Below are 23,607 nucleotides of genomic sequence, written 5' to 3' on the forward strand. Positions count from 1 at the left end.
ACGCTTTGATGATTCGTCCAGGATTCAGTGATTCTTTTTATTCCCCGGAGTTCCCGCTGCACGCGAAATCTTCAGGGGCTGTTCCTGATATCCACGTAGAGTACCAGACTTTGCCCCGGCTGAAGATAACGTGCTGAATTCAGGTCGTTCCAGCTTGCGATGTCGCTCACATTCACGGCAAACCGGCTGGCAATGGTTGACAGCGAGTCGCCCTTGCGAACCCGGTAGCCCACTTTTCTCACCATGGCGTTACCGCGGTTGTTGCTGGCAACGGCCGCGGGTTGTTGCTTGCTCTGAGACCAGATTACGATGCGTTTACCGGGAATCAGAGGGTCGCCGGGCGCCATATTGTTCCAGTCGGCTACTTCGCGCACGGTGACGCGGTGTTCCCGGGCAATGTCCCAGAACGTGTCTCCACGCCTGACGGTGTAATCAACACGGGTACCACTGCGCCCGCGGGATTGCTTGCGTTCCAGACGTTGGCCAGCGCTGAGGGCGTATTTATCCGAGTTCTGGCTGGCCGAGGGGATCATCAGGCGCTGACCGATCCGTATCATGTCACCGTTGAGATTATTCACACGGCGAATGACTGACGGCGTCGTCGAGAATTTGCGGGCCACGGTGCTCAGACTGTCGCCGGACTGGACCTGATAGTTGCGCCACGCAACCCTCTGGTCTTTCGGGATTTTCCCCAGAGCATCGCTGAAGGTGGCGGCCTTTTCTATCGGGATCAGTAACCTGTGCGGTCCGTCCGGTGAGGTGGCCCACCGGTTGAAGGAGGGGTTCAGCAGGTAAATTTCGTCCACGTCCACACCCGCCAGTTTGGCTGCCTGCGCCAGATCCAGCTGTGATCCGGTGTCGACCACCTCGAAGTAGGGTTCGTCTTTCAGCGATGGAAGACTGATGCCGTAATCTTCCGGCTTGTCGAAGATTTTTGCCAGCGCGATCAGCTTTGGCACGTAATGTGTGGTTTCTTTGGGCAGCCTGAGCGACCAGTAATCGGTTGGCTTGCCGGCATTGCGATTGCGCCGCATGGCAATGGAAACGGTACCGCCACCGCTGTTGTAGGCCGCCAGCGCAAGCGTGTAATCGCCATCGAAGCGCTTGGCGAGGCGATCAAGGTAGGTCAGGGCGGCGTCCGTTGCGGCGATGACGTCACGGCGCTCGTCGTGCCACCAGCTCTGGGTCAGACCGAAGTATTTGCCGGTGCTCGGAATGAACTGCCAAAGCCCCGCAGCACGGCCATGGGAGTAGGCGAAGGGATCGAACGCGCTTTCGACAATGGGCAGCAACGCCAGCTCGGCCGGCAGCCCCCGCTTTTCGGTTTCGGTCACAATGTAGTGGAGATAGCGACTGCCACGCTCCACGACACGGTCGATGTAGCTGGGATGTTTGCGATACCAGTCCAGTTGGGTTTTGACTCTGGGGTCCGTCACGTCATGGTCGAGTTCAAATCCCGCTCGCAGGCGGCGCCACAAATCGGGCGTGGTATCCGCATCCTCATCAACGCGATTCGAAGGCGCATCCAGTTTGTCACGAGCCTCCTCGGCTGCAGCCTTGAGCTCCGGTGAGATGGCCTCGTCCAGCTGTGTGCGTGCTTCATTGCTGGACAGGCCTCCGGACTCGACCGATTCCTTCAGCTCGTTATCGCCAGCCGCCACGGTAGTTCGGCGTGAATCCAACGGATTGTCTGCGCCGTTTCTGCTGCTGTCGTCGTCAAAGTAAGAGGCCGGATTCATCCACTCCGGCGTGCTACTCTCGAGGGTTGTGCAACCGCTGAGTACGGCGCTGGCAATCAACACAGTGGAAAAACGTCTGACCGACATAATAGGACTTCCGGCTGGATTACAACGCCGGCCTGTGTCAAAAAGCCGGCGATATTTAATAAGTTACAGTTCTGAAATTAGACGGATTCTATGAGAAGCGCTCAAACAGGGTCAAGAAACCTCTCGTTACGTCATTGAGAGGATTTGTTAACCGCGTCAGAAGTGATCCTTGCCGTGGCGGATTGCCGCAAACACGTCGTTCGCGCTTTCTGCCGGCAAGCCATTGTTCGCACAATAGGTTTGGGCTACTGCGATGACCGCCGGATCGTCCCAGCGCAGGAAAGGATTCATCCGTTTCTCATCTCCCAGAACGGACGGCACGGTGGGCTTGTTCTGGTCACGGTTTGCCTGACAGGCTGCTTCGAACTGTGTCAGGGCGATATCATCCGGCAACCAATGACGCGCAAAGCGAAGATTGGCCAGCGTGTACTCGTGGGCACAGTAGACCCGGGTGTTGTCGGGCAGTTGCCGCAGGCTGGCAAGGGATTCACGCATCTGTGCCGGAGAGCCCTCGAACAGGCGGCCACAGCCGCAGACAAAGAGGGTGTCGCCACAAAACAGCACCGGGTGGTCATTTACCGGCGTGTCAGTGAAAAAGGCGATATGATCAAGCGTATGGCCAGGAACGCCAAGCACCTGGAAGGTCAGACCATTCCAGATGACTTCGCCTCCTGGATGAACCGGGTGGGTTATGCCTCCGAAGGGCGATCCGGCGGGACCGACGATGCGGCAGTCGGCGGTTTCGGCAGCCAGGCTTTTCACACCGCCAACGTGGTCGGGATGGTGATGGGTGACGAGGATGGTGTCCAGCGCCAGGCTGTGCTCGGCAAGATGCTTGCGGACGGGATCCGCCTGGCCGGGGTCTACAATTAATGCCTTGCCCGTCTGGTGGTCCGCGAGGCACCAGATATAGTTGTCATTGAACGCAGGGATGGGCGTAATGGTCAGCATAGGGCCTCGCATGTAGCAAAAATGTGTGCCTGTTATGATAGAGCATTAACCAGGTCGTCCCAAGGGCGACCCCCAAATGGTCAGGGATACGCAGACAATGCCACCAAGCACAGCAGTTGATTACGCACAACGGCATGACAGCTTTGAGCGCTGGTACCAGACGCCACTGGGGCGTGCGTTGCTTGCTGACCAACGGGCCTGCGTTGATGCGCAGATTGAAAAGCTCACGGGCGCGCGACAGTTGCAGGTAGGCGTCAGCCATCGGTTCCCGCTGGCCAGCGGTGCCGATTTTGCCCAGAAAATTGTAACTACGCCCCGCTGGAGCCCTGCCATACCGGACGGCGTTGCGGTGTGCGACGCTGACGAGCTGCCGTTCCCCGGAGATTCCATGGATCTGGTGATTCTGCATCACACCGCCGATTTTTCACCGCATCCTCATCAGGCGTTACGGGAGGCGGCGCGCGTGTTGAGGGGGGAGGGGTCCATTCTGTTGATCGGGTTTAACCCACTCAGTGTCTGGGGCGTGCGACGCTTTTTGTCGAGAGCGCGAAGCGGCCCCTGGGGCGGACGTTTCCTGATGAAAAGCCGTATGGAAGACTGGCTCAGATTGCTGGATTTTTCGGTGGAACACTCCCGCTCCTGTTTTTATCGGTTGCCGCTGCACAAGGCCGAGGCCGGGCAAAAGATGAGCCTGTTTGAATCTGTATGCGGCAATGGCATTCTGCCTGTTGGGGCCTATTACTGTATCCTTGCCAGAAAACGGGTCTGCTCACGCATGCCCCGTCGTCCGGCGTGGCGGCAACAGAAAGTGATTCCGTTGCCCGGTACCGGAACGGTTGGCGCTTCTCGCGGATGCGCCAGCCAGGTCAACATTGAAACACGAGATCTTGGGAGTGGTCATGGCCGGTAAGGTTGTTCTGTATACCGATGGCGCCTGTAAGGGCAATCCGGGGCCCGGAGGGTGGGGCGTGGTACTCCGTTACGGCGATGTACGCAAAACCCTGCACGGTGGGGAATCTCAAACCACCAACAACCGTATGGAGCTCATGGCTGCCATCAAAGGGTTGGAAGCGCTGAAACGGCCGTGTGAGGTTGAGCTCTACACTGATTCCCAGTACGTGCGCAAAGGGATCATCGAGTGGATGGCCGGGTGGAAGCGCAACGGCTGGAAGACTTCGGCGAAAAAGCCGGTGAAAAATGAGGACCTGTGGCGGGAGCTTGATGATGAAGTGGCTCGCCACCAGGTGAACTGGCATTGGGTAAAAGGACACTCCGGTGTGCCCGACAACGAGCTGGCAGACGAGCTGGCCAATCGGGGTGTGGACGAGTTGGCGAACGCGTAGGCAAATAAGGTAGGGCATGAGACAGATAGTACTGGATACAGAAACCACCGGTATTGATCCCAACGAGGGTCACCGCATTATCGAAATCGGCTGTGTGGAAATGATGGAGCGGCAACTGACCGGCCGTAACTACCATGTTTACATCAACCCCCAGCGAGAGGTTGAGGCCGAAGCGATCACGGTGCACGGGATCACCAACGAGTTTCTTACAGACAAGCCGGTGTTTGCCGAAATAGCCGACGAGTTCTTCGAGTTTATCAAGGGCGCCGAACTGGTTATCCATAACGCCGCTTTCGACGTCGGCTTCATGGATTCGGAATTCGCCCGTCTCAAGCCGGTACGCAAAACTGCTGAACATTGCGGCGTGGTTGACTCACTGGCCATCGCGCGCAAGAAGCACCCGGGTCAGAAAAACAACCTTGACGCACTGTGTAAGCGTTACGGGGTCGACAACAGCAATCGTGAGCTGCACGGCGCCCTGCTGGATGCGGAGATCCTCGCGGACGTCTACCTTCTGCTCACGGGGGGGCAAACGGCGTTGTCACTGGATGCCGGCAGCGAGGAGGGAGGCGGCTCTGGTGGTGTCCGGCGGCTATCAGCAGAACGAAAGCCACTACGGGTTCTGAAAGCGTCTGCCGATGAGGCCCGGGCCCACGTTGAGTTCATGGATGCACTTGCAAAGCAGGCCGGTGGTACTGTCTGGAACCGCATCGAGAATCCGGGCGATTAGACCTGACCGGATTTCATACACGGGAAGTGAGAACTGCATCTTCCTGTACCATTTGTTACATTCCGGGTTTCTTGAGCAACTTGAGTTTTGTGTTATAAGTAATGATTAGTTCGCCACTTTTTTGCGAACAGTAATAAGAATAGGACGCGGTAGTCTCCGCAACATTAACAGGAAGCGTTTATGGTTCAATCGTCTCTGGCGACGAAATCGCAGTCTTTTGATCTGGTCAAAATTGAAATTGAGCAGACCATAAAGCAGGCAGAATCCAGCCTCGAACGCTTTCAGGAAAACCGTGAAAGTGGCGAAGATCTTCAGAACTGCGTGGATTTCCTGAACCAGCTTCGCGGCATTTTCATTCTTGTTGAACTGCGCGGCGGCACGTTGCTGTGCCAGGAAGCCGTGAGCATGGCCAACGATGTGCCCGTTGGCGCGAACGATGACAAGAACATTCTCCTGACCACGCTGAACAGTGCGCTCTTCATACTCCGTCGCTATGTCGAGTATTACCATCAGCAGCGTGCTGATCACCCCGAATTGCTCCTGCCTGTGATCAATGAGCTTCGCGAAGCGCGTAAAGAGAAGCCATACCCTGAATCCTGCTTCTTTGAAGTAGACGTGAAGGAACGGCCGGATTTTTGTGACGGTGTCAGCATCCAGCCCTTTGAAGGCAATGAATCAGAATACGAGATTCTTGCCCGTCGCATGCGCCTGAGCTTTCAGGTCGGGCTTCTGGGCATTCTCCGTGAACGTAACGAAGTGGTGAGCAAGAAATTGTTCGGTCGCTCTGCCCGTGGACTCGCGCGCTTGTGCAAGGGCGCCCCGATGGGGCAGATGTGGTGTCTGGTGGCGATTGTGGCTGACACCATGCTGGACCGGGCCATGCCGTTCAACAAAGCTCGCAAGCGCATGTTCATGCGAGTTGAGAAATACGCACGGGAAGTGGTTTACGTCGGCGAGGTTGCCACCGCGAAAGACGCCCCGGACTCGTTGATTCGGGACCTTGTCTATCTGCTTTATCGCAGTGGCTCCGGCAACCCTGAAGTCACCAGCATCCTGTCCGCTTACCGGTTGGCGCCAACCGAGTACCCGGATTCCATGATGGCTGCTCACGCACGCCGTTTGTACGGGCCGGGCTCCGATGTTTTGAAGTCCTTGTCCGAAGCACTGCAGGACGAGCTGAATCAGCTTAAAGACAAGCTTGATATCATTGAACGGGGAATTGAGCCCGACATTGCCGAGCTGTCCTCCATTGCCGATACCCTTGAGCGTCTTGGCAACACATTGCTGATGCTGGATCTCAACAAGCTGGCCGGTCGTTGCCGGGAAGAAGCGGCACGCCTGCGGGCCTGGGAGTCGGAATCCCGCCTGCCTGCCGATGATGAACTCTACGCTCTCGCCGATTCCGTCCTGGGAATTGAAGATGCCGTGCTGCAGATCGTAACCCGCGGCATCACATCGGAAACCGACGCACTGGCGACCGGTGAGCGCAAGCGCGATGAATCCCTGTATCTTCAGGAGGCCATGTTCGTTGTTGCGGATGAGGCCAGAAGCGCCCTGACACTGGCCAAACGAGCCATTACTGCGTTCATTGAATCCGATTACGACAAGCTCCACCTCGCCAACCTGCCCGCCACGCTGCACAGCATATGGGGCGGGCTGCAGATGGTAAACGATCCGGCGGCCGCGGATGTGCTGGCCCGGGTGGCGGCGTCGATCCAGGATCGCTTGCTGGACGCTCGGGGAGCGCCCGCAGCCCAGGTGCTGGAAGCGCTGGCGGATGCTTTGACGTCGCTGGAGTATTACATCGAGAGTATCGGCAAGCGGGAGGAGCGAAACGCTGACCTGCTTCGCCTTGCGGAGACGTCACTGGACGACGTCGGGCTCTGAATAAAAAAAAACCTGCCAACTGGCAGGTTTTTTTTGGAGCGATGGTTCTGCAGGCAGGTGATCAGCCCATCTTGAACAGTTCGCCCAGTTTGGTTGCCAGCATCATGTCGCCTTCGGCGCGCAGCTGGCCGGCCATGAACGCCTGCATGCCGTCAGTCTCGCCTGAGACGATGCCTTGCAGGGTTTCTGAATTCATAATCAGGGTCACGGAAGGATCGTCGTGGGCACCTTCGTGAAGTTTGCAGGTGCCATCATTGATAACCAGGTGGTAGGTCTTGTCATCTTCGATGTCGAACTGGAATACCAGATCGAGGCCTTGCGCTGCGTCTGCGTTGAAATTCTGTTCGAGCTTTTCAAATACCTGAGCTACAGACATTATTTTACCCTTTTTGATGATTGTCTTGGCTTGGCGACGGCTATGGGGTCCCTGGCATGCGCCTGTTCCGGGCCGGGAAGAGCCGACGTAGCTTCCCGACTTTAGGGTGACAGACTGACAGTGTCAACCTCTATCGAACGCTTGTTTTAAAATCGCAGGTCGCTTACTACAACAGACCCTGTAAGTTACAATCACCGCTTTGAAAATCTGCCTGGAGAAGCAATTTGGAATTTCTGACAGAGTTCGGTTTGTTCGTTGCCAAAGCTGTGACACTGGTCGTGGCATTGATCGTTGTCATTTCGGTCATTCTGTCTGCCGCCCAGAAGGATAAGGGTGAGGAAAGCGGCGATGGTGAGCTCAGGGTGCGGAAACTCAATGAAAAGTACCGCAGGCTGCGGGAATCCCTGGAGGCTCGCTTGCTATCCGAACCGGATCGCAAAGCCTGGGCCAAGAAATACAAGAAGGACGAAAAGGCCAAGGCCAAGGCTGACAAGGGAAAGCGCAAAGCCGGAGCGGAGCCCGCGGATCCGAAAAAGCGGGTCTTCGTGCTGGATTTTGACGGCGACATCAAAGCCAGCGATACAGACCCTCTGCGACGCGCCATAACCGCCGTACTGAGTATCGCCAAGCCGGGTCAGGATGAAGTGGTGATTCGGCTCGAGAGTGGAGGAGGTCTGGTCCACTCCTACGGTCTGGCCGCGGCTCAGCTTGACCGTATCCGCAGCAAGGACATCCATCTGACCGCCTGCGTTGACAAAGTGGCCGCCAGTGGCGGCTATATGATGGCCTGTGTCGCCGACCGGATCGTGGCCTCGCCGTTTGCCATTCTCGGCTCCATTGGCGTCGTTGCTCAGTTACCCAATTTCCATCGGTTTCTGAAAAAGAACGACGTGGATTTCGAGGTGCTCACTGCCGGTGAACACAAGCGGACGCTGACTGTATTTGGCGAGAATACCGACAAGGGCCGTCAGAAATTCCTGGAGGATCTGGAGGATACCCACGTACTGTTCAAGGAGTACGTCAGTGAGCGCAGGCCGGGGCTCGATATCGCCGCGGTCGCTAATGGTGACATCTGGTTTGGCCGCCGTGCTCTGGATGTCAATCTGATTGATCAGATTCAGACCTCCGACGAATATCTCATTGAAGCCTGCGAGCATGCTGACGTAATCTCGGTCACATTCCAGCGCAAGCGAACGTTGCCGGAAAAGCTTGGTCTGGCCACCAGCGCCGCTCTAGAGCACACCGTATGGAAAGTACTGAGCGCGTTCCGGAACCAGAAAATCCAGTAACTGACAGACACGGGGCATCATCATGACAAACCCAACCGAATTCAAGGCCTGGCAAGTACGGGAGAGTAACGGCGAGTATCAGGGCAGCGAGCAGACCCTGAATACCGCCGATCTGCCGGATAACGATGTATTGATCAAGGTTAGCCACTCATCCCTGAACTACAAGGATGCGCTGTCTGCCTCGGGCAACAAGGGCGTTACCCGCAACTTTCCCCATACGCCCGGCATTGATGCCGCAGGTGAGGTGGTGGATTCCGCTACGGGTGAGCCGGCCGTCGGCAGCAAGGTCATCGTGACCGGTTATGATCTGGGTATGAACACCGCGGGCGGGTTTGGCGAGTATATTCGGGTGCCGGTCTCCTGGTGCGTGGCCATGGCACCAGGCTGGGATGCTCGCACCGCGATGATCTACGGCACCGCCGGCCTGACCGCCGGGCTGTGTGTCCAGAAGCTTCTTACCATGGGGGCCCGCCCCGAGCAGGGCAAAGTGGCGGTCTCCGGTGCCAGTGGGGCGGTAGGCAGTGTTGCCGTTGAGTTGCTGGCCGGGCTGGGTTTTGACGTTGTCGCCATCAGCGGAAAAGCCGGCCACACCGATGAATTGAAAGCTCTTGGCGCGTCCGAGGTGGTCGGCCGCGATGCGCTGGCCGCTGAGAAAAAACCGATGCTCAAGCCGGTATTTGCCAACGCGGTGGACACGGTCGGTGGTCAGCCCCTGGCGGAACTGCTGAAGCAGATCTTGCCGGGTGGCTCGGTCTCCTGCTGCGGACTGGTCGCCGGCCCGCAACTGGAAACCACGGTACTGCCTTTCATTCTGAGAGGCGTTAACCTGCTGGGTGTTGATTCGGTGGAAATACCGCTGGCGGAGAAAGCGGCTATCTGGGAGAAGTTCGCCGGAGCCTGGGCATGCCCGAAAACGGAAGCCACCGCACGCACAATCGGCCGTGGCGAGCTGGACGGGGCGCTGCAGGCGTTTCTGAAGGGCGAATCGTCAGGCAAAATTGTTCTGGATCATTCGCTCTGAGGCCACGCCCCGGCGCGCGGGTTTCAGGGATGAACAGAAAAGGGGGAACCGCCGGTTCCCCCTTTTTTACACCAGCAATGACTTCTGACCGGTCAGGACGCCCGGCGACGAAACAGCGGCATGTCGGTGTCGGTCGCGGCCTGATACCCCTGGCTGAAGAAGCTCAGAGAGCGGGCCGCCTTGGTGGCGTCCTTGTCTTCCCGCAATGCGTAGCTGTCAAACCCGCAGCGTTTCATGAACTGCAGCTGATCCAGCAGTACATCGCCGATAGCCCGCAGCTCGTTCTGGTAACCGAATCGCTCACGCAGCAGCCGCGCAATGCTGTAGCCCCGACCATCACTGAACTTCGGGAAATTGACGGCAATCAGCTTCAGCTCATTGACCAGGCCGTCCAGAATTTCCGGCTCGTCGTGACTGTCGAACCACACGCCGATGTCATCGCGGCCCTCAAAGTGCTCTTTACCGGCCAACCACAGATCCGCTGGGATCAGTGCTGGCTGGTCCGGTATGGAGAGGGCGTCCCCGTCAGCGGGCCGGGGGACGACCACCCAGGTGTCCGCCGAGATGGTTCCGTCTCTGGAAATAATGTCACGCATAGACCCGCTCCTTGAAAGGCTCAATTCCGATCCGACGATAGGTTTCGAGGAACGGTTCCTCGTCTTTCCGGTTATTCACATACACATCAATGATCTTGGCAATCACTTCCGGCATGTCATCCTGGGCAAACGAGGGCCCGAGGATCTTGCCAATGGTGGCGTCGTGATGGGACGAGCCGCCGAGGCTTACCTGATAGAACTCCGCGCCCTTTTTGTCGACACCGAGTACCCCGATATTGCCCACGTGGTGATGACCGCAGGCGTTCATGCACCCGGAAATGTTGAGATCGATGTCCCCCAGGTCGTAGAGGAAATCCATGTCGTCGAACCGGCGCTGGATGGATTCGGCCACCGGAATGGATTTAGCATTTGCCAGGGCGCAGTAATCGCCGCCGGGGCAGCAGATGACGTCGGTCAGGGTGTTGAGATTGGCGGTGGCAAAGCCCATGGGCTCAATTTGCTGCCAAAGCTCAAACAGCTGATCCTGACGGACATCCGCTAGCACTACGTTCTGCTGATGGGTCACCCGCACTTCACCAAAGCTGAACGCTTCGGCCAGTTCGGCAATCTGCTCAAGCTGGGTGTCGGAGACATCACCCGGGGGCGTGCCGGTTTTCTTCATGGTCAGCGTGACAATGGCGTAGCCGGGCTTTTTGTGGCTGTCGACGTTGTGGCTCAGCCACTGGTCAAAGCGACGGTTTTCGAAGCGTTGGGAGGCCAGCCGCTCCGACGCATTGTCCATCGCTTCGTAGGCGGGCTCGGTGAAATAGCCCTGAATACGCTCGATGGCTTCACGGGTCAGCCGGGTGGGGGAGTCCTTGATGTGGGCCCACTCTGACTCGACCTTCTCCGCAAACCCTTCGGGAGTGAGTGCTTTTACCAGAATTTTGATCCGAGCCTTGAACTTGTTGTCGCGGCGGCCGTAACGGTTGTATACCCGCAAAACGGCTTCCAGGTACGTCAGCAGATCCAGCTCGGGCAAAAACTCGCGGATCACCGGACCCACCATCGGAGTGCGGCCCAGACCGCCACCCACATGGACCCGATAACCCAGTTCACCCTGATCGTTACGGACCATTTGCAGCCCGATGTCGTGAACCTGAATAGCCGCACGGTCGGTGTTTTCAGAGGCGTTGACTGCTACCTTGAATTTACGGGGCAGGAAGGCGAATTCAGGGTGGAAGGTAGACCACTGGCGAATGATTTCGCAGTAAGGCCGCGGGTCGACCACCTCGTCAACCTGAACGCCGGAAAACTGATCTGTGGTGGTGTTTCGGATACAGTTGCCACTGGTCTGGTTGGCGTGCATCTCGACTTCCGCCAATTCCGACAGAATGTCGGGCACATCTTCCAACGCCGGCCAGTTCAGTTGCACGTTCTGGCGGGTCGTGAAGTGGGCATAACCCTTATCGTAGTCACGGGTAATACGCGCCAGCCGACGCAACTGGTCGGACCTGAGCATGCCGTACGGAACACAGATCCGCAACATGGGCGCAAGACGCTGAACGTAAAGACCATTCTGGAGCCGAAGGGGAAGGAATTCTTCCTCACTCAGCTCGCCGGCGAGCGCACGCTCTGTCTGGTCACGGAATTGGGTAACCCGCTCGGCCGCTATCTGCCGATCGTGTTCATCGTATACGTACATAGTAAAACGTCCTGCAAAAACGCGTGGTATCAGGGATAAGGCCCCTTTTCGAGGAGGGCAGAATATCATCGTGTATATATTGTTAAAATGATTATTTCCAAATATGTTTATCGATTCGAGTGATAAACAAACACCAAAAAGACTGGACGGAAGGCGATTACATGCTTAACTATAGTGGAACGGGGTTGGCGGCATTCGTGATCGTCACTTTCATATAATAAAAAGGTATCGGGAGGAATCCGAGATGAAAAAAAACGCACATTCAGACAGCAGTGTTGATGCCGTTGCGGCGGTTTTTCTGGTCATGCTGGTCGTGGCGTTTACCGTCGTCTGGGTCAGCGGGCAGTAAATTACTGCGCTGACAGCACCAGCTTTACCACGACAACCAGGGTAACCACGAAGCCTGTCGTGAACAGCAGGCCCGCGATGATATAGGGAAGCGGGCTGTGGCTCGAGAAATCCTCCTGCCGGCGCTTGTCGGATTGAACTCCGAACGCGCCGGCGAGGATGCTCTGAATGATTTTCAGTACCCCCGGTCCTTTGGGTTTCTGGTCATCTTTGCCTTCGGTAGCCATAGTGCTCCCAGTACAAACTTGCCGTTCAGATTTATTCCGCAGGGTCGTAAGCCAGACTTGGCGCCAACCAGCGCTCGGCCTCGGCCTTGGAAATGCCCTTCCGTTCAGCATAGTCTTCCACCTGATCCGCGCCAATCTTACCCACCGCAAAATATTTCGACTCCGGGTGAGCAAAATACCAGCCAGAAACCGCGGCCGTTGGATACATAGCGAAACTCTCGGTCAGTTCGATGCCGATCTTGTCAGTAGCCTCCAGCAGCGAGAACAGCGTTGCCTTCTCGGTGTGGTCCGGACAAGCCGGGTAACCCGGTGCCGGGCGGATACCGCGGTAGCGTTCCCGGATCAGATCTTCGTTGGCCATGTTTTCGTCAGCGGCATAACCCCAGAACTCGGTCCGCACCCGCTCATGCATGCGCTCGGCGAAGGCCTCCGCCAGCCGGTCGGCCAGGGCCTTGACCATGATGGCGTTGTAGTCGTCATTCTGATCCTTGTACTCCAGCGACAGCTCTTCAGCGCCGATGCCGGTGGTTACCGCAAAGCCGCCGATATAATCGCAGGCCCCGAGCGCTTCCGGTGCAACAAAATCGGACAGTGCCATCATCGGTTTGCCTGGTGCCTTCTCGTCCTGCTGGCGCAGGTGGTGCAGCGTGGTCATTTCTTCGGATCGTGATTCGTCTGTGTAGACCACCACGTCATCACCGCGACGACTGGCAGGCCAGAAGCCGATCACACCCCGGGCGGTCACCCGTTTTTCGTCAACCATCCGCCGCAGGATATTCTGCGCGTCGTCGAACAGCGTGCGGGCGGCGTCACCCCGTTTCGGGTCGTCGAAAATGGCCGGATACTTCCCGGATATGTCCCATGAGATGAAGAACGGCGTCCAGTCGATGTAATCCACCAACTCATTGAGGTCATACTCTTCGAACACCCGGACGCCCGTAAACAAAGGCTTGGGCGGCTGGTAATCGGTAAACTGGAGTTCCGGCGCGCGGGCGCGGGCTTCCTTCAGCGAGACCAGCTTGGTGCGATCGCCACGATTCTTGCGACGCTCGCGGATCTCGTCGTATTCAGTGCGGGCGGCTTCCACCAGTCCTGATTTCGCGGTCTTGCTCAGCAGTTGGGACGCCACATTCACGCAACGGGAGGCATCCGACACGTACAGCGCGATGTCATTCTTGTACATCGGTTCGATCTTGACGGCGGTATGTGCCTTGGAGGTTGTCGCACCACCGATCATCAGCGGGATGTTGAAATCAAGGCGTTGCATTTCGCGGGCCACGTGTACCATTTCGTCAAGCGAGGGCGTGATCAGGCCGCTGAGGCCGATGATGTCGACGTTCTCAGCCTTTGCCCTCTCGAGAATCTTGTCGCACGGCACCATCACGCCCATATCGATCACTTCGTAGTTATTGCACTGAAGCACCACACCCACGATGTTCTTGCCGATGTCGTGCACATCGCCCTTGACCGTGGCCATGAGGATCTTGCCTTTGGCTTTTTGCTCTTCGGTCTTTTCGGCCTCGATGAAGGGGATCAGGTGCGCTACGGCCTGCTTCATGACGCGGGCACTCTTCACCACCTGGGGCAGGAACATCTTACCGTCACCGAACAGGTCACCGACCACATTCATGCCGTCCATCAGCGGCCCCTCGATCACTTCGATAGGGTGGCCGGCTTCCAGTCGGCAGGCTTCGGTGTCTTCAAGAATGTGGCTGGTAATGCCTTTAACCAGGGCATGCTCCAGGCGTTTCTGCACGGGCCATTCGCGCCACGCCAGGTCTTCCTCCTGGGTTTTCCCCCCCTTGCCCTTGAAGCGCTCCGCAATTTCCAGCAGGCGGTCGGTGCCGTCCGTGCGGCGGTTGAGCACCACGTCTTCGACCAGATCCTTGAGTTCCGGATCGATCTCGTCGTATATCACCAGCTGACCCGGATTAACGATCCCCATGTTCATGCCGGCCTTGATGGCGTGGTAAAGGAACACAGAGTGGATGGCCTCGCGGACCACATCGTTGCCACGGAATGAGAACGACACGTTGCTCACCCCGCCGGAAATGCTGGCATGGGGCAGATTTTCGCGGATCCACCGGCTGGCGTTGATGAAATCCACGGCGTAGTTGTTGTGTTCTTCGATGCCGGTGGCGATGGCGAAGACGTTGGGATCGAAGATGATGTCGCCCGGGTTGAAGCCGATCCCGATGAGCACGTCGTAGGAGCGCTTGCAGATCTCGGTCTTGCGTTCGTAGGTGTCCGCCTGGCCCTGCTCATCAAACGCCATGACCACCACGGCAGCGCCATAGCGCATGCAGTCGCGGGCTCGCTTGATGAACTCTTCCTCACCTTCCTTGAGGCTGATGGAGTTGACCACCGCCTTGCCCTGAATGCAGCGCAAGCCCGCTTCGATCACGTCCCACTTGGACGAATCAATCATGATGGGCACGCGGGAGATATCCGGCTCAGAAGCCACCAGATTGAGGAAGGTCACCATGACCTCCTTCGATTCCAGCATGCCTTCGTCCATGTTGATATCGATGATCTGGGCACCGTTCTCGACCTGATCCCGCGCAACGCTGAGCGCCTCTTCGTACTGTTCTTCCTTGATCAATCTCAGAAAGCGCTTGGAGCCGGTCACGTTCGTGCGCTCGCCCACGTTGATGAACAGGGTGTTTTCATCCCCGGTGAACGGTTCCAGGCCGGACAGGCGCAGCGCTTTCGGGCGCTCCGGAATCTGGCGGGGAGGGTATTTGGACACCGCCTTGGCGATGGCTTCAATGTGATCGGGCCGTGAACCGCAGCAGCCGCCAATGATGTTGAGGAAGCCGTCGCGGGCGAAACCTTCGATGATCTCGGCCATTTCTTCCGGGGTCTGATCGTACTCCCCGAATTCGTTCGGCAGACCTGCGTTCGGGTGCGCGCTGACGTAGGTCTCGGCCTTGTTGGCCAGCTCTTCCACATAAGGGCGCAGGGCGTCGGCACCCAATGCGCAGTTCAGGCCGACGGAAATCGGTCTGGCATGGGCCACGGAATTCCAGAAGGCTTCCGTCGTCTGGCCGGACAGAGTGCGGCCGGAAGCATCGGTAATGGTGCCAGACAGCATGATCGGCAGGGTAATGCCGCTGTCTTCGAAATACTGCTGCGTTGCGTAGATCGCGGCCTTGGCGTTCAGGGTGTCGAAGATGGTCTCGATCAGGATCAGATCGGAGCCGCCCTCCACCAGACCTTCGACAGCCTCATAGTAGTTGTCGACCAGAGTCTGAAAGTCCACATTCCGGTAGCCCGGGTTGTTGACGTCGGGAGAAATGGATGCGGTTCGCGAGGTGGGGCCGACGGCACCGGCCACAAACCGGGGCTTGTCCGGGTTCTTTGCGGTGAACTCATCGGCAATGTCCCTGGTCAGCCGGGCCGAGGCGACGTTCAGCTCTTTGGCGATGGATTCCAACCCGTAATCCGCCTGGGACAACTGGGTGGAATTGAAGGTGTTGGTTTCGATGATATCCGCGCCGGCATCCAGGTAATCCGCATGAATATTGCGCATCAGTGCCGGCTGAGTCAGGTTCAGCAGGTCGTTGTTGCCCTGGACTTCGCGGTCGTAATCAGCAAACCGGTCGCCTCGGAACGCTTCCTCATCCAGCTTGAGGTTCTGGATCATCGTGCCCATACCGCCATCGAGGATAACAATGCGTTCCTGCAGGGCTTTATGGAGCTGGTCCAGGCGAGTGTTGCGGTCGGTCATAGGAATACTTCCGGAAGTCGTGTTTAACGTCATATTTAACTGAACGGCGCGGGATCATAGCAAAATTGCCGGATTCCGTCCCGGTACGGGTGACTAATGTCAATTACCGGTGTCAATAAGGGAAACTCATCGGCGCTCTAAAGCCTGACTATTTTACTTGGTCTTTCATGTTCTGGCGAACTCCCTTAAAATGAACTCAAACTTTCAAACGGGTTGAAAACATGGCACTGGTTACTGTGACTGATCCCGCACGGGATTATCTGGCGCAACTGATTGAAAAGCAGGATGTGGAAGGCATGGGCGTGCGCATTTTCGTGACCCAGCCGGGCACCAAGAATGCCGAAACCTGCCTGGCCTACTGCCCACCCAATGAAGTGGTACCCACCGACGAGCAAGTGGATCTGGGCAAGTTCACCCTGTTTCTGGATCATAATTCTGTACCATTCCTCGAAGAAGCATTCGTGGACTATTCCAAGGATCAGATGGGCGGGCAGCTCACCATCAAGGCGCCCAACGCCAAGGTTCCGAAGATCGATGACGATGCACCGCTGCCTGACCGGGTCAATTACATCCTCGCGTCCGAGATCAATCCCAATCTGGCTGCCCATGGCGGCGATGTATCACTCGTCGAGATTGTGGACGAATCGGTCGCAGTGCTTCGTTTCGGCGGCGGCTGTCAGGGTTGCAGTGCCGTCAGCCTGACCCTGAAGCAGGGCGTCGAGACCACACTTAAAGAGCGAGTCCCGGAAATTACGGCAGTGAGGGACGTAACGGATCATTCCGTGACAGACAATGCTTACTATCAGTAACCATTTCTGACGGCTTATCGCGAACAGAACAGCCCGGTAATGCACCGGGCTGTTCTGCTCCGGCCCGCGCAAATTGTCTGCCGCATTTCCCATCTTTCGTTGGCGGCACGGCCAATGCCCCGATATTTCAATTACTTCATCATTCGTCACATAATCAGAAACGACAGGCGAGTACCATTCTGGCCTGGCTCATAACGATGGTCTCGCTGGCGTTTCTGCCCGCGACATTTATAACCGGGGTTCAATTTGTTCGACGTTGCACTCTTATCTGTGCCACTGATGGCGGCCGTTGTAGGCTGGTTTACCAACTGGCTCGCCATCCAGATGTCTTTCTATCCCGTTCAGTTTATCGGGGTGGGTGCTTTTGGCTGGCAGGGTGTGATTCCCCGCAAAGCCGAAAAGATGGCCCATATCTGTATTGATCGAACCCTGCAGCAGTTCGGTGATCTCAACGCCGTCTACGCCAAGCTGGAGCCCCAGCGTATTGTCGAGCAGGTGGTGGCTCAGGTGAATCCTCGGCTGGATGAGTACATCGATGAAGTGATGTACGAGATCCAGCCCGTGCTCTGGGACAACCTCCCTCTGTTTTTGCGCAACCGCATCTATCAATGGGCGCGCGAGCAATTGCCGTCACGCATCGAATCGCTGGTTGAGGATTTCGGAGACGATCTCAACGAGCTGGTGGATCTCAAAACCCTGTTAAGCCGGGAACTCAAGCATCACCCGGATCTGATGAACCGGATTTTCAAACAAGCCGGCTCCGTGGAGCTGCAATCGGTGATTAACCGGGGCGCCATCATCGGTGGCCTTCTGGGAGCTGCGCTGGCGCCGCTGTGGGCGACCTATCCGGAGCCATGGCTGTTGCCGATCGGTGGATTTGCCATCGGTTTTCTGACCAACTGGTTGGCCATCAATCTGATTTTCAGCCCGCTGCGTCCGCGACGGATCCTGTTCTGGAAAGTGCAGGGGTTGTTTCTGCGCAGGCAGGAAGAAATCAGTGAGGTATGGGCGCGGCTGGTTGCCGAGGAGCTCATAACGGTTGAGAAAGTGGCGGATGCCATGATCAACGGCGGGCATGGTGACCGCACCCGGGCGATTATTCAGAAGCACCTTCGGCCGCTGCTGGACAACTCGGTGGTGATGAAACTCACCGCTCAGGTGACCGTGGGCATGACCGGTTATACCGAACTGAAAAAAGCGATGAATCAGAAAGCCGTACTGGCGACCCGCGATGTGTTTGGTGACCCATCGTTCAACCGTGAGCGAGCACCGGTGGTAGCCAGTGTTCTTGCGGGGCAGATGAAAGCACTGCAACCGGCCGAGTTTCAGGACATTCTGCGTCCGGCTTTCCGTGAGGAAGAGCTTCAATTGATGGTAGTGGGTGGTCTGTTCGGCGCTTTGGCGGGTGCTGCACAGTTTTTCTCCCTCACTTCCTTACCCTTCTAGCCAGCGATCCAGGCAGGCGATCGCAAAGGAGAAACGGTTATGGAATTCGCATTGACACTCGTGGCCCAGGCGGCAGTAACCGTGTTGGCGGTACTTGCGGCGCTGGCGGGGTTTTGGTTTCGTGTGGTGCGGCCTTACCTGAACGACAAGGTGGCTGAGCTGATTGCGGCGTCGAAGGAAATTGAGCCCGGAGTCACTCGGGGCGTCAAAAAAGGCGTGTCAGAGTCTCTTCGGGACCTTCCTGAAAACACAGTAAAGGAGTCGACGCGTCAGTTTCTCAAATTTGGTTCTGGATTGTTCGAGAACGGGCTGAGCAGCTTTCTGGGAAGCGCGGCCGACCTTGAGCGAAAAGCCGCCGATCAGGACGGTAACAGCCCTCGCGATTACTGAGAACGCTGAATCAGAGGCAGTTCGTGGGGCGCGGCAGGCCGGCAATACGACAGGCTGTTTTGGCCGGCGTACCGGGAAATAGCTGCATCAGGTAGATGCTGTTGCCCTTGTCTTCGCCGAGCGCTTCTTTCACCGCTTTAACAAACAGGCGGTTTGAGGGCGGAGACATCTCATGTGTTTTGTAAAAAAACCGCAAAAAACTAATGATCTCCCAGTGTTTTTCACCTAACTCGATCTGATCCTCTTCCGCAATGATCCTCGCGACCTCTTCGGTCCAGTCAGCGGCGTTTTGCAAAAAACCTTCGTTATTACGTATGGCCGTTGTCATGATTTACCAGCTTATGACCCGTTGAGCTTGAATGGTCAGCGCCACCATGTCGTCAAAACCGATAACCTGGCACTGGGCGCTGTCCGGTGTCAGGGCCCGGGCCTGAATATCATTCTTTAAGCCATAAAGCGGCGAGGGCACTTCGATGCTGGTATCGGCAAGGGCAACCACTCCGTTACCGGTAAGCAGAACGGCATCGTTGGTATCGACCATGGCGAGACATTCCCGGAAGCGGGGGTGCTCCGGCGATTTACTGACAATGTGCAGTGTGTGCATGATGATGGCTTTCCTCTGCCTGGAAGGTGCGGGTCTACCCGGGGAAGACAACGTGATCATAACGGCGCAGGGTCGCACGCAGGTTTTCGACCGTTTCAACACCGTCAATAAGCGTTTGCCCGGTCAGACTGAAACGCTGGCACGCGGACTGATCTGCCATCAGTGATTCTATGCCGAACATGGCAGCGGCTTTCAGGTTGCGCTCAACCGACTTCTGCGCAATGCCGGTCGCATCTTGCCCCTTGTTGAGCCAGAGCACGCCCTCACCGACGAACAATAACGATATGGGCTGGTCAAAGGCCGCAAGGGAAAACGCCATGTCGAGGCTCTCACGGCCGCTCCAGCTGCCGTATGGCGGACGGTCGATGACGATCAGGGTCTGCATTGGCTCAGTCGCCCCCGTGAAAGTAGATAACCCGGGATGACTGCATAACGCCTTCCACCCATTCACCGAGACCGGCGATCGAAAACGGCGCCGCCAGATTGCTGGCTGGCAGCTCTTGGCGCTGCTGCTCCGCGGGGTCAATCAGCCCGCGGCGGAGCGCAGAGGCAATACAGGCGATTCCGGGCACAGAGTGTTGCTCGAGAAACTCGCCCCACGCAGATGTCCAGTTGATTTCATCGGATGGCGGGCAGCTCAGTGCAGATGCCAGGTGAACCCCTTCGCCGTACAGAAAGACACGATCAATGGCATGGCCGCTGGCAACGACCGCCCGTGCGAATCCGAGCGCGGTTTGCGGCGCCTGGCTGGAATAGGGCGCTCCGGTAATCACCAGAGTGAAATGACACGATTCTTGCGACATTGCTTGCTAGGGATCCTGAGTAGATGCTGTTAAGTGTACCCAAAGCAAAAGCCCCGGCAAATGCCGGGGCTTTCGGAGTCGGACAAGGTCAGCCCGAATCAGTCGTCGCCGCTGAATGCCATCAGCAGGTGCAGCAAGCTGACAAACAGGTTGTAGATTGCCACGTACAGACCGACCGTCGCGATGATGTAGTTGCGCTCGCCGCCATTGATGATCCGGCTGGTCTCGAACAGGATCATAATGGACGCAAAGATGGTGAAGCCGGCGGACACCGCGAGGTGCAGTACCGAGCTTTCCATGACGAAAGCCAACACCATGGCGCCGATCAGCACGAACGCGCCAGCGGTCAGGAAGCTGGACATGAAGCTGAAGTCCTTCTTCGTGATGATCGCGGTGGCGGACAGGCCAACGAACGCAACGGCTGTCAGGGTCAGTGCCTGAGCGACAACCTGGGAAGCGCCCGCGGCGACAATCGCGCCGATGATCGGACCGAGTGTGTAGCCCATGAAGCCGGTGAGGGCGAAACAGGTAACAATACCCCAGGGGCTGTTCTTCAGTTTATAGGTCGCGAAAAGCAGACCGATATAGCCCACGATGGTAATCAGGAATCCCGGATGAGCGCCGTTCATGTTCAGGAAGGCAGTCAGGGCCGAGAAAGCCAGGGTCATGCCCAGAAGCATGTAGGTGTTGCGCAGCACGTTCATGGCATCTGCACTGATGCCCGTGGTCGCGCGCTCTGCCTGAGGAGCGTTATAGGCTCCCTGGTTGTTCTGAACGCCGAATCGTCTGTCTTCCATTGTCATCTCCGTAGGTAAAACAAGAAGTCTCTTGCACCACTATAATGTCACAACCGTGACTTTCAATCATTTACGACAGAAAAGCACCCATCAGATTCCATTAAATGCTGTTAATGTTGAAAGTTCCGGTCGACTTTATGCAGGGCGTTGACAGCACAGGCAATTCCGGTATCATGCTCACCGCTGTCGCAATGACGGCTAGTGAGAAAAACGGTGGGCTGGCAGAGTGGCTTAATGCAGCGGTCTTGAAAACCGCCGAAGGTTAATAGCCTTCCCGGGGTTCGAATCCCTGGCCCACCGCCACTTTTCTCATCAGTTTCGAGATCTCCTCCCCATGAACCTCCTATAAACCCCCGTTCTTTCCCTTATTGCCTGCAGTCTCGGTGCGTCCATAATGACAAGACAGAACTCCGGGAGTTTTCCTTTTATGGACGGTTCAAGGCAACAAGCGCCAGAAAGCCCTGGCAGGGAAGAGAAGCGACGCTACACGGTTTCCGCTAACCGGGGTAAGGCCCGTCATCGTATTCGTTACATCGAAGCAGGCGGAGCGGCGGTCGACACCGAGGAATGTGTTTTCTGCGAGGCGTCCCCGGACCTCAGCAAACCTGAAATCCGGGAATAAAGATGGCTGGCCGGCGGTCAGGCGTTACAGGTTACGCCCGGGATAAATCGCCTCTTTCTGCTGTTTGGCCAGGCTCTCCCTTAGCTGGAGATCGTCCGGCGCATTGGTCGGAACGCTCCAGCCCTGCAGGTTGTCTTCAATAAGCTTAACCAGCGCATCGATGTGGCCCGGGGAGTCATTCAACGCCGGGATATAGCTGAATCCTTCGCCGCCGCCTTCCATGAAATACTCACGGTTTTCCTCGTCGATTTCCTCTATGGTTTCCAGGCAGTCGGAGGAAAAGCCGGGGCAGAATACATCAATGGATTTTACACCCTGTCCCGCAAGGCCCTTCAGGGTTTCATCGGTGTAGGGCTGCAGCCACTCTTCACGGCCAAACCGCGACTGGAACGTGGTCTGGTAGTCGTCTCTGGAGATTCCCAGGCACTCCGCCAGCAGGCGGGAGGTCTTGTGGCACTCACAATGATAGGGATCGCCACGCGTCAGGTACTTCAGCGGCACCCCGTGGTAGGACAGGATCAGTTTCTGGTTGCGACCATGTTGTTCCCAGTGTGAGCGGATGTGAGACGCCATAGCCTCGATGTAGGGCGGGTAGTCCGGATAGTGGGACACAAACCTGAAATCCGGCAGCCAGCGGCGTTTGGTGAAATCATGGGCGATGGCATCGAACGTCGAGGCCGAGGTAGACGCGGAGTACTGCGGGTAAAGAGGCAGCACCAGGAGTTTTCTCACGCCTTGCCCCTGCATTTCATCCAGCACCTTGGAAATGGAGGGGTTGCCGTAGCGCATGGCGAAGCCGACCACCACGTTGTTGCCGTACTTTTTCTGTAGCGCTTTGCGGATGCCTTCAGCCTGATTGGCTGTGTGAATCAGGAGTGGCGATCCCTCCGGCTGCCAGACGCTGGCATACGCCTTTGCGGAGCGACGTGGCCTGATGCGCAGTATGATGCCGTGCAAAATCAGCCACCAGATCGGCCGTGGCACTTCCACCACCCGGGGGTCAGCCAGGAATTCGGCAAGGTAGCGCCTCAGGGCGGAGGGTGTGGGGGCGTCGGGTGTGCCCAGATTGGTGACCAGCACTCCCAGCTTTTCCGGCTGGTTGTGACTGAAATTATCGGTGCCTTTGTACTGCATGGTAAAACGTCCTGGCTTGCGATCGTGGTGGTTGTGCTCTGGTCGGGGCCGATCCGCTTGCCCTCTGCCGGTCAGGAGTCTTCTCGGGTCGCCTGCTGGGCAAGTCGTGGGGCCAGGCCGCGAATATCGTAACCCGCATTGCCTGCTTTGCTGACGATGTCGATGGCGGGCTGCGAACGGGCAGAGCTGAGCGCCCAGAGTACGGTGCAACGGGTTCCTGACCGACAGAAAGCCAGTACGGGTTTTGCAGCCTGACGGATCATCGGCGCAAACCGGTCGACGTCGTCGTCCGTGATGTGCCCGGATTCAACTGGCAGGTAGACCCATTCCAGACCATGCTCTCTGGCGGCGGCTTCGATGTCGCCCATGGCGGGCTGCCCGGGCTCTTCCTGATCGGGCCGGTTGGCCACGAGGGTCTTGAACCCCAGTTTCGCAATCTCTGCGACATCGTCGACGCTGATCTGGGGAGCTACGGTAATCTGGTCGTCAATCTTTCTAAGTTCCATAGTGCAAACAAGCCTTTGGATTCGTTGGCAACAGGCGCAATCATGACACAGCGCCCAGGATCTTTCAGGACATCCAGTGGAATTTTAACCAAATTGCATCAGGCCGCGCTGCGTTTGCGTTCTATCCATTCGTAAACGCCCATGCCGGCCACCATGGACGAGACAAACACGACGGCTTTGAGCTCTCCTGCACCCAGCGCAACCAGCCCTGGACCCGGGCAAAAGCCGGCAATACCCCAACCGACGCCGAACATCAGGCTGCCCACCACCAGGCGCGAATCGATATGTGTGCTGGCGGGCAGTTTCATATTAAACCCGAGGAACGACAGCGTGCGTTTGCGGGCGACGGTGAAGGCCACCAGACCAACCAGAATGGCACCGCCCATCACGAAGGCCAGCGAGGGATCCCAGAGCCCGGCAAGATCGAGAAAGCCCAGCACTTTCTCGGGGTTGGCCATCCCCGACAGAATCAGACCCAATCCGAAAATCAGCCCTGACAGGAACGCGGCGACAGAGAATTTCATGGT

24 protein-coding genes and 1 tRNA gene are annotated in these 23,607 nt (G+C 57.2%); 10 read left to right on the top strand and 15 right to left on the bottom strand.

Features of this window, described 5'->3' with window-relative positions:
• Positions 1 to 71: 71 nt before the first annotated feature.
• On the bottom strand, positions 72 to 1,826 hold the full coding sequence (locus tag R0125_RS07140) for a LysM peptidoglycan-binding domain-containing protein (protein ID WP_317237674.1): 1,755 nt from the start codon (positions 1,824 to 1,826) through the stop codon (positions 72 to 74).
• A gap of 156 nt (positions 1,827 to 1,982) precedes the next feature.
• On the bottom strand, positions 1,983 to 2,777 hold the full coding sequence (gloB, locus tag R0125_RS07145) for a hydroxyacylglutathione hydrolase (protein ID WP_317237675.1): 795 nt from the start codon (positions 2,775 to 2,777) through the stop codon (positions 1,983 to 1,985).
• 97 nt (positions 2,778 to 2,874) lie between these two features.
• Between gloB and R0125_RS07150 the strand changes: the two genes are divergently transcribed.
• The 4 genes from R0125_RS07150 (at position 2,875) to R0125_RS07165 (ending at position 6,737) form a co-directional block, all read left to right on the top strand.
• Positions 2,875 to 3,687: a class I SAM-dependent methyltransferase gene (locus R0125_RS07150; RefSeq protein ID WP_317237676.1), complete on the top strand. Its 813-nt coding sequence runs from the start codon at positions 2,875 to 2,877 to the stop codon at positions 3,685 to 3,687.
• Positions 3,677 to 4,120, top strand: coding sequence for a ribonuclease HI (gene rnhA, locus R0125_RS07155; protein WP_248181142.1), 444 nt, complete (start codon positions 3,677 to 3,679; stop codon positions 4,118 to 4,120). The genes R0125_RS07150 and rnhA overlap by 11 nt, the downstream gene beginning before the upstream one ends.
• Before the next feature lie 16 nt (positions 4,121 to 4,136).
• A complete protein-coding gene (gene dnaQ / locus R0125_RS07160; protein WP_248181143.1) occupies positions 4,137 to 4,850 on the top strand; it encodes a DNA polymerase III subunit epsilon in 714 nt (237 codons plus the stop codon).
• 180 nt (positions 4,851 to 5,030) lie between these two features.
• Positions 5,031 to 6,737, top strand: a complete 1,707-nt coding sequence (locus R0125_RS07165) for a chemotaxis protein (RefSeq protein WP_248181144.1) — start codon at positions 5,031 to 5,033, stop codon at positions 6,735 to 6,737.
• A 61-nt stretch (positions 6,738 to 6,798) separates the two neighbouring features.
• On the opposite strand, the gene R0125_RS07170 is transcribed toward R0125_RS07165, so the two are convergent.
• Entirely contained in the window at positions 6,799 to 7,113 is a 315-nt protein-coding gene (locus R0125_RS07170; protein ID WP_044385673.1) for an SCP2 sterol-binding domain-containing protein, read from the bottom strand.
• A gap of 224 nt (positions 7,114 to 7,337) precedes the next feature.
• On the opposite strand from R0125_RS07170, the gene sohB reads away from it, so the two are divergent.
• Both sohB and R0125_RS07180 read left to right on the top strand, forming a co-directional pair.
• Positions 7,338 to 8,402, top strand: coding sequence for a protease SohB (sohB, locus tag R0125_RS07175; protein WP_317237677.1), 1,065 nt, complete (start codon positions 7,338 to 7,340; stop codon positions 8,400 to 8,402).
• 22 nt (positions 8,403 to 8,424) lie between these two features.
• On the top strand, positions 8,425 to 9,423 hold the full coding sequence (locus R0125_RS07180; protein ID WP_248181146.1) for a YhdH/YhfP family quinone oxidoreductase: 999 nt from the start codon (positions 8,425 to 8,427) through the stop codon (positions 9,421 to 9,423).
• 92 nt (positions 9,424 to 9,515) lie between these two features.
• On the opposite strand, the gene R0125_RS07185 is transcribed toward R0125_RS07180, so the two are convergent.
• The 4 genes from R0125_RS07185 to metH form a co-directional block, all read right to left on the bottom strand.
• Positions 9,516 to 10,019 carry a DUF934 domain-containing protein gene (locus R0125_RS07185; RefSeq protein ID WP_317237678.1) on the bottom strand — a complete coding sequence of 168 codons (504 nt, stop codon included), beginning with the start codon at positions 10,017 to 10,019 and terminating at the stop codon, positions 9,516 to 9,518.
• Entirely contained in the window at positions 10,012 to 11,664 is a 1,653-nt protein-coding gene (locus R0125_RS07190; RefSeq protein ID WP_248181148.1) for a nitrite/sulfite reductase, read from the bottom strand. Before R0125_RS07190 ends, R0125_RS07185 begins: the two co-directional genes overlap by 8 nt.
• A 350-nt stretch (positions 11,665 to 12,014) precedes the next feature.
• Positions 12,015 to 12,239 carry a DUF2970 domain-containing protein gene (locus tag R0125_RS07195; protein ID WP_317237680.1) on the bottom strand — a complete coding sequence of 75 codons (225 nt, stop codon included), beginning with the start codon at positions 12,237 to 12,239 and terminating at the stop codon, positions 12,015 to 12,017.
• A gap of 31 nt (positions 12,240 to 12,270) precedes the next feature.
• A complete protein-coding gene (metH, locus tag R0125_RS07200; protein WP_317237681.1) occupies positions 12,271 to 15,969 on the bottom strand; it encodes a methionine synthase in 3,699 nt (1,232 codons plus the stop codon).
• A 221-nt stretch (positions 15,970 to 16,190) separates the two neighbouring features.
• Here metH and nfuA point away from each other — a divergent pair, with 221 nt between their 5' ends.
• The 3 genes from nfuA to R0125_RS07215 all read left to right on the top strand — a co-directional run bounded on the left by nfuA (position 16,191) and on the right by R0125_RS07215 (position 18,614).
• Positions 16,191 to 16,778, top strand: a complete 588-nt coding sequence (nfuA, locus tag R0125_RS07205; RefSeq protein ID WP_248181151.1) for a Fe-S biogenesis protein NfuA — start codon at positions 16,191 to 16,193, stop codon at positions 16,776 to 16,778.
• A gap of 279 nt (positions 16,779 to 17,057) precedes the next feature.
• A complete protein-coding gene (locus tag R0125_RS07210; protein WP_317237682.1) occupies positions 17,058 to 18,224 on the top strand; it encodes a hypothetical protein in 1,167 nt (388 codons plus the stop codon).
• Positions 18,225 to 18,263: 39 nt separating this feature from the next.
• Entirely contained in the window at positions 18,264 to 18,614 is a 351-nt protein-coding gene (locus tag R0125_RS07215; protein WP_248181153.1) for a hypothetical protein, read from the top strand.
• 10 nt (positions 18,615 to 18,624) lie between these two features.
• Here R0125_RS07215 and R0125_RS07220 read toward each other — a convergent pair whose 3' ends face one another.
• From R0125_RS07220 to R0125_RS07240, 5 genes are all read right to left on the bottom strand, one after another.
• Positions 18,625 to 18,942, bottom strand: a complete 318-nt coding sequence (locus R0125_RS07220) for a TusE/DsrC/DsvC family sulfur relay protein (protein WP_248181154.1) — start codon at positions 18,940 to 18,942, stop codon at positions 18,625 to 18,627.
• Between the two features lie 3 nt (positions 18,943 to 18,945).
• Positions 18,946 to 19,218: a sulfurtransferase complex subunit TusB gene (tusB, locus tag R0125_RS07225; protein WP_317237683.1), complete on the bottom strand. Its 273-nt coding sequence runs from the start codon at positions 19,216 to 19,218 to the stop codon at positions 18,946 to 18,948.
• A 34-nt stretch (positions 19,219 to 19,252) separates the two neighbouring features.
• Positions 19,253 to 19,603: a DsrE family protein gene (locus tag R0125_RS07230; protein WP_317237684.1), complete on the bottom strand. Its 351-nt coding sequence runs from the start codon at positions 19,601 to 19,603 to the stop codon at positions 19,253 to 19,255.
• A gap of 4 nt (positions 19,604 to 19,607) precedes the next feature.
• Positions 19,608 to 20,021 carry a sulfurtransferase complex subunit TusD gene (tusD, locus tag R0125_RS07235; RefSeq protein ID WP_317237685.1) on the bottom strand — a complete coding sequence of 138 codons (414 nt, stop codon included), beginning with the start codon at positions 20,019 to 20,021 and terminating at the stop codon, positions 19,608 to 19,610.
• 98 nt (positions 20,022 to 20,119) lie between these two features.
• Positions 20,120 to 20,818 (bottom strand): Bax inhibitor-1/YccA family protein, encoded by a 699-nt coding sequence (locus R0125_RS07240; RefSeq protein WP_248181158.1) that lies wholly within the window; start codon positions 20,816 to 20,818, stop codon positions 20,120 to 20,122.
• Between the two features lie 212 nt (positions 20,819 to 21,030).
• On the opposite strand from R0125_RS07240, the gene R0125_RS07245 reads away from it, so the two are divergent.
• Positions 21,031 to 21,121 (top strand) — tRNA-Ser (locus R0125_RS07245).
• Between the two features lie 343 nt (positions 21,122 to 21,464).
• Here the strand turns inward: R0125_RS07245 and hemH are convergent.
• From hemH to R0125_RS07260, 3 genes are all read right to left on the bottom strand, one after another.
• Positions 21,465 to 22,574 carry a ferrochelatase gene (gene hemH / locus R0125_RS07250; protein WP_248181159.1) on the bottom strand — a complete coding sequence of 370 codons (1,110 nt, stop codon included), beginning with the start codon at positions 22,572 to 22,574 and terminating at the stop codon, positions 21,465 to 21,467.
• A gap of 71 nt (positions 22,575 to 22,645) precedes the next feature.
• On the bottom strand, positions 22,646 to 23,080 hold the full coding sequence (locus tag R0125_RS07255; RefSeq protein WP_317237687.1) for a TIGR01244 family sulfur transferase: 435 nt from the start codon (positions 23,078 to 23,080) through the stop codon (positions 22,646 to 22,648).
• Positions 23,081 to 23,178: 98 nt separating this feature from the next.
• Positions 23,179 to 23,604 carry a DUF6691 family protein gene (locus R0125_RS07260; protein ID WP_248181161.1) on the bottom strand — a complete coding sequence of 142 codons (426 nt, stop codon included), beginning with the start codon at positions 23,602 to 23,604 and terminating at the stop codon, positions 23,179 to 23,181.
• Positions 23,605 to 23,607 lie beyond the last annotated feature (3 nt).

Origin of the sequence: Marinobacter sp. M-5 (genome assembly GCF_032911545.1) — a bacterium.
Taxonomy (GTDB): Bacteria; Pseudomonadota; Gammaproteobacteria; order Pseudomonadales; family Oleiphilaceae; genus Marinobacter; species Marinobacter goseongensis.

Bases quoted from the DNA above. Each gene is read 5' to 3' on its own strand.
- metH (WP_317237681.1), bottom strand. From the start codon at position 15,969: ATGACCGACCGCAACACTCGCCTGGACCAGCTCCATAAAGCCCTGCAG.
- R0125_RS07140 (WP_317237674.1), bottom strand. From the start codon at position 1,826: ATGTCGGTCAGACGTTTTTCCACTGTGTTGATTGCCAGCGCCGTACTC.
- R0125_RS07230 (WP_317237684.1), bottom strand. From the start codon at position 19,603: ATGCAGACCCTGATCGTCATCGACCGTCCGCCATACGGCAGCTGGAGC.
- R0125_RS07215 (WP_248181153.1), top strand. From the start codon at position 18,264: ATGGAATTCGCATTGACACTCGTGGCCCAGGCGGCAGTAACCGTGTTG.
- R0125_RS07150 (WP_317237676.1), top strand. From the start codon at position 2,875: ATGCCACCAAGCACAGCAGTTGATTACGCACAACGGCATGACAGCTTT.
- tusD (WP_317237685.1), bottom strand. From the start codon at position 20,021: ATGTCGCAAGAATCGTGTCATTTCACTCTGGTGATTACCGGAGCGCCC.
- R0125_RS07240 (WP_248181158.1), bottom strand. From the start codon at position 20,818: ATGGAAGACAGACGATTCGGCGTTCAGAACAACCAGGGAGCCTATAAC.
- R0125_RS07255 (WP_317237687.1), bottom strand. From the start codon at position 23,080: ATGGAACTTAGAAAGATTGACGACCAGATTACCGTAGCTCCCCAGATC.
- R0125_RS07195 (WP_317237680.1), bottom strand. From the start codon at position 12,239: ATGGCTACCGAAGGCAAAGATGACCAGAAACCCAAAGGACCGGGGGTA.
- gloB (WP_317237675.1), bottom strand. From the start codon at position 2,777: ATGCTGACCATTACGCCCATCCCTGCGTTCAATGACAACTATATCTGG.
- R0125_RS07165 (WP_248181144.1), top strand. From the start codon at position 5,031: ATGGTTCAATCGTCTCTGGCGACGAAATCGCAGTCTTTTGATCTGGTC.
- hemH (WP_248181159.1), bottom strand. From the start codon at position 22,574: ATGCAGTACAAAGGCACCGATAATTTCAGTCACAACCAGCCGGAAAAG.
- rnhA (WP_248181142.1), top strand. From the start codon at position 3,677: ATGGCCGGTAAGGTTGTTCTGTATACCGATGGCGCCTGTAAGGGCAAT.
- R0125_RS07210 (WP_317237682.1), top strand. From the start codon at position 17,058: ATGGCGGCCGTTGTAGGCTGGTTTACCAACTGGCTCGCCATCCAGATG.
- nfuA (WP_248181151.1), top strand. From the start codon at position 16,191: ATGGCACTGGTTACTGTGACTGATCCCGCACGGGATTATCTGGCGCAA.
- dnaQ (WP_248181143.1), top strand. From the start codon at position 4,137: ATGAGACAGATAGTACTGGATACAGAAACCACCGGTATTGATCCCAAC.
- R0125_RS07220 (WP_248181154.1), bottom strand. From the start codon at position 18,942: ATGACAACGGCCATACGTAATAACGAAGGTTTTTTGCAAAACGCCGCT.
- R0125_RS07190 (WP_248181148.1), bottom strand. From the start codon at position 11,664: ATGTACGTATACGATGAACACGATCGGCAGATAGCGGCCGAGCGGGTT.
- R0125_RS07170 (WP_044385673.1), bottom strand. From the start codon at position 7,113: ATGTCTGTAGCTCAGGTATTTGAAAAGCTCGAACAGAATTTCAACGCA.
- R0125_RS07180 (WP_248181146.1), top strand. From the start codon at position 8,425: ATGACAAACCCAACCGAATTCAAGGCCTGGCAAGTACGGGAGAGTAAC.
- tusB (WP_317237683.1), bottom strand. From the start codon at position 19,218: ATGCACACACTGCACATTGTCAGTAAATCGCCGGAGCACCCCCGCTTC.
- R0125_RS07260 (WP_248181161.1), bottom strand. From the start codon at position 23,604: ATGAAATTCTCTGTCGCCGCGTTCCTGTCAGGGCTGATTTTCGGATTG.
- R0125_RS07185 (WP_317237678.1), bottom strand. From the start codon at position 10,019: ATGCGTGACATTATTTCCAGAGACGGAACCATCTCGGCGGACACCTGG.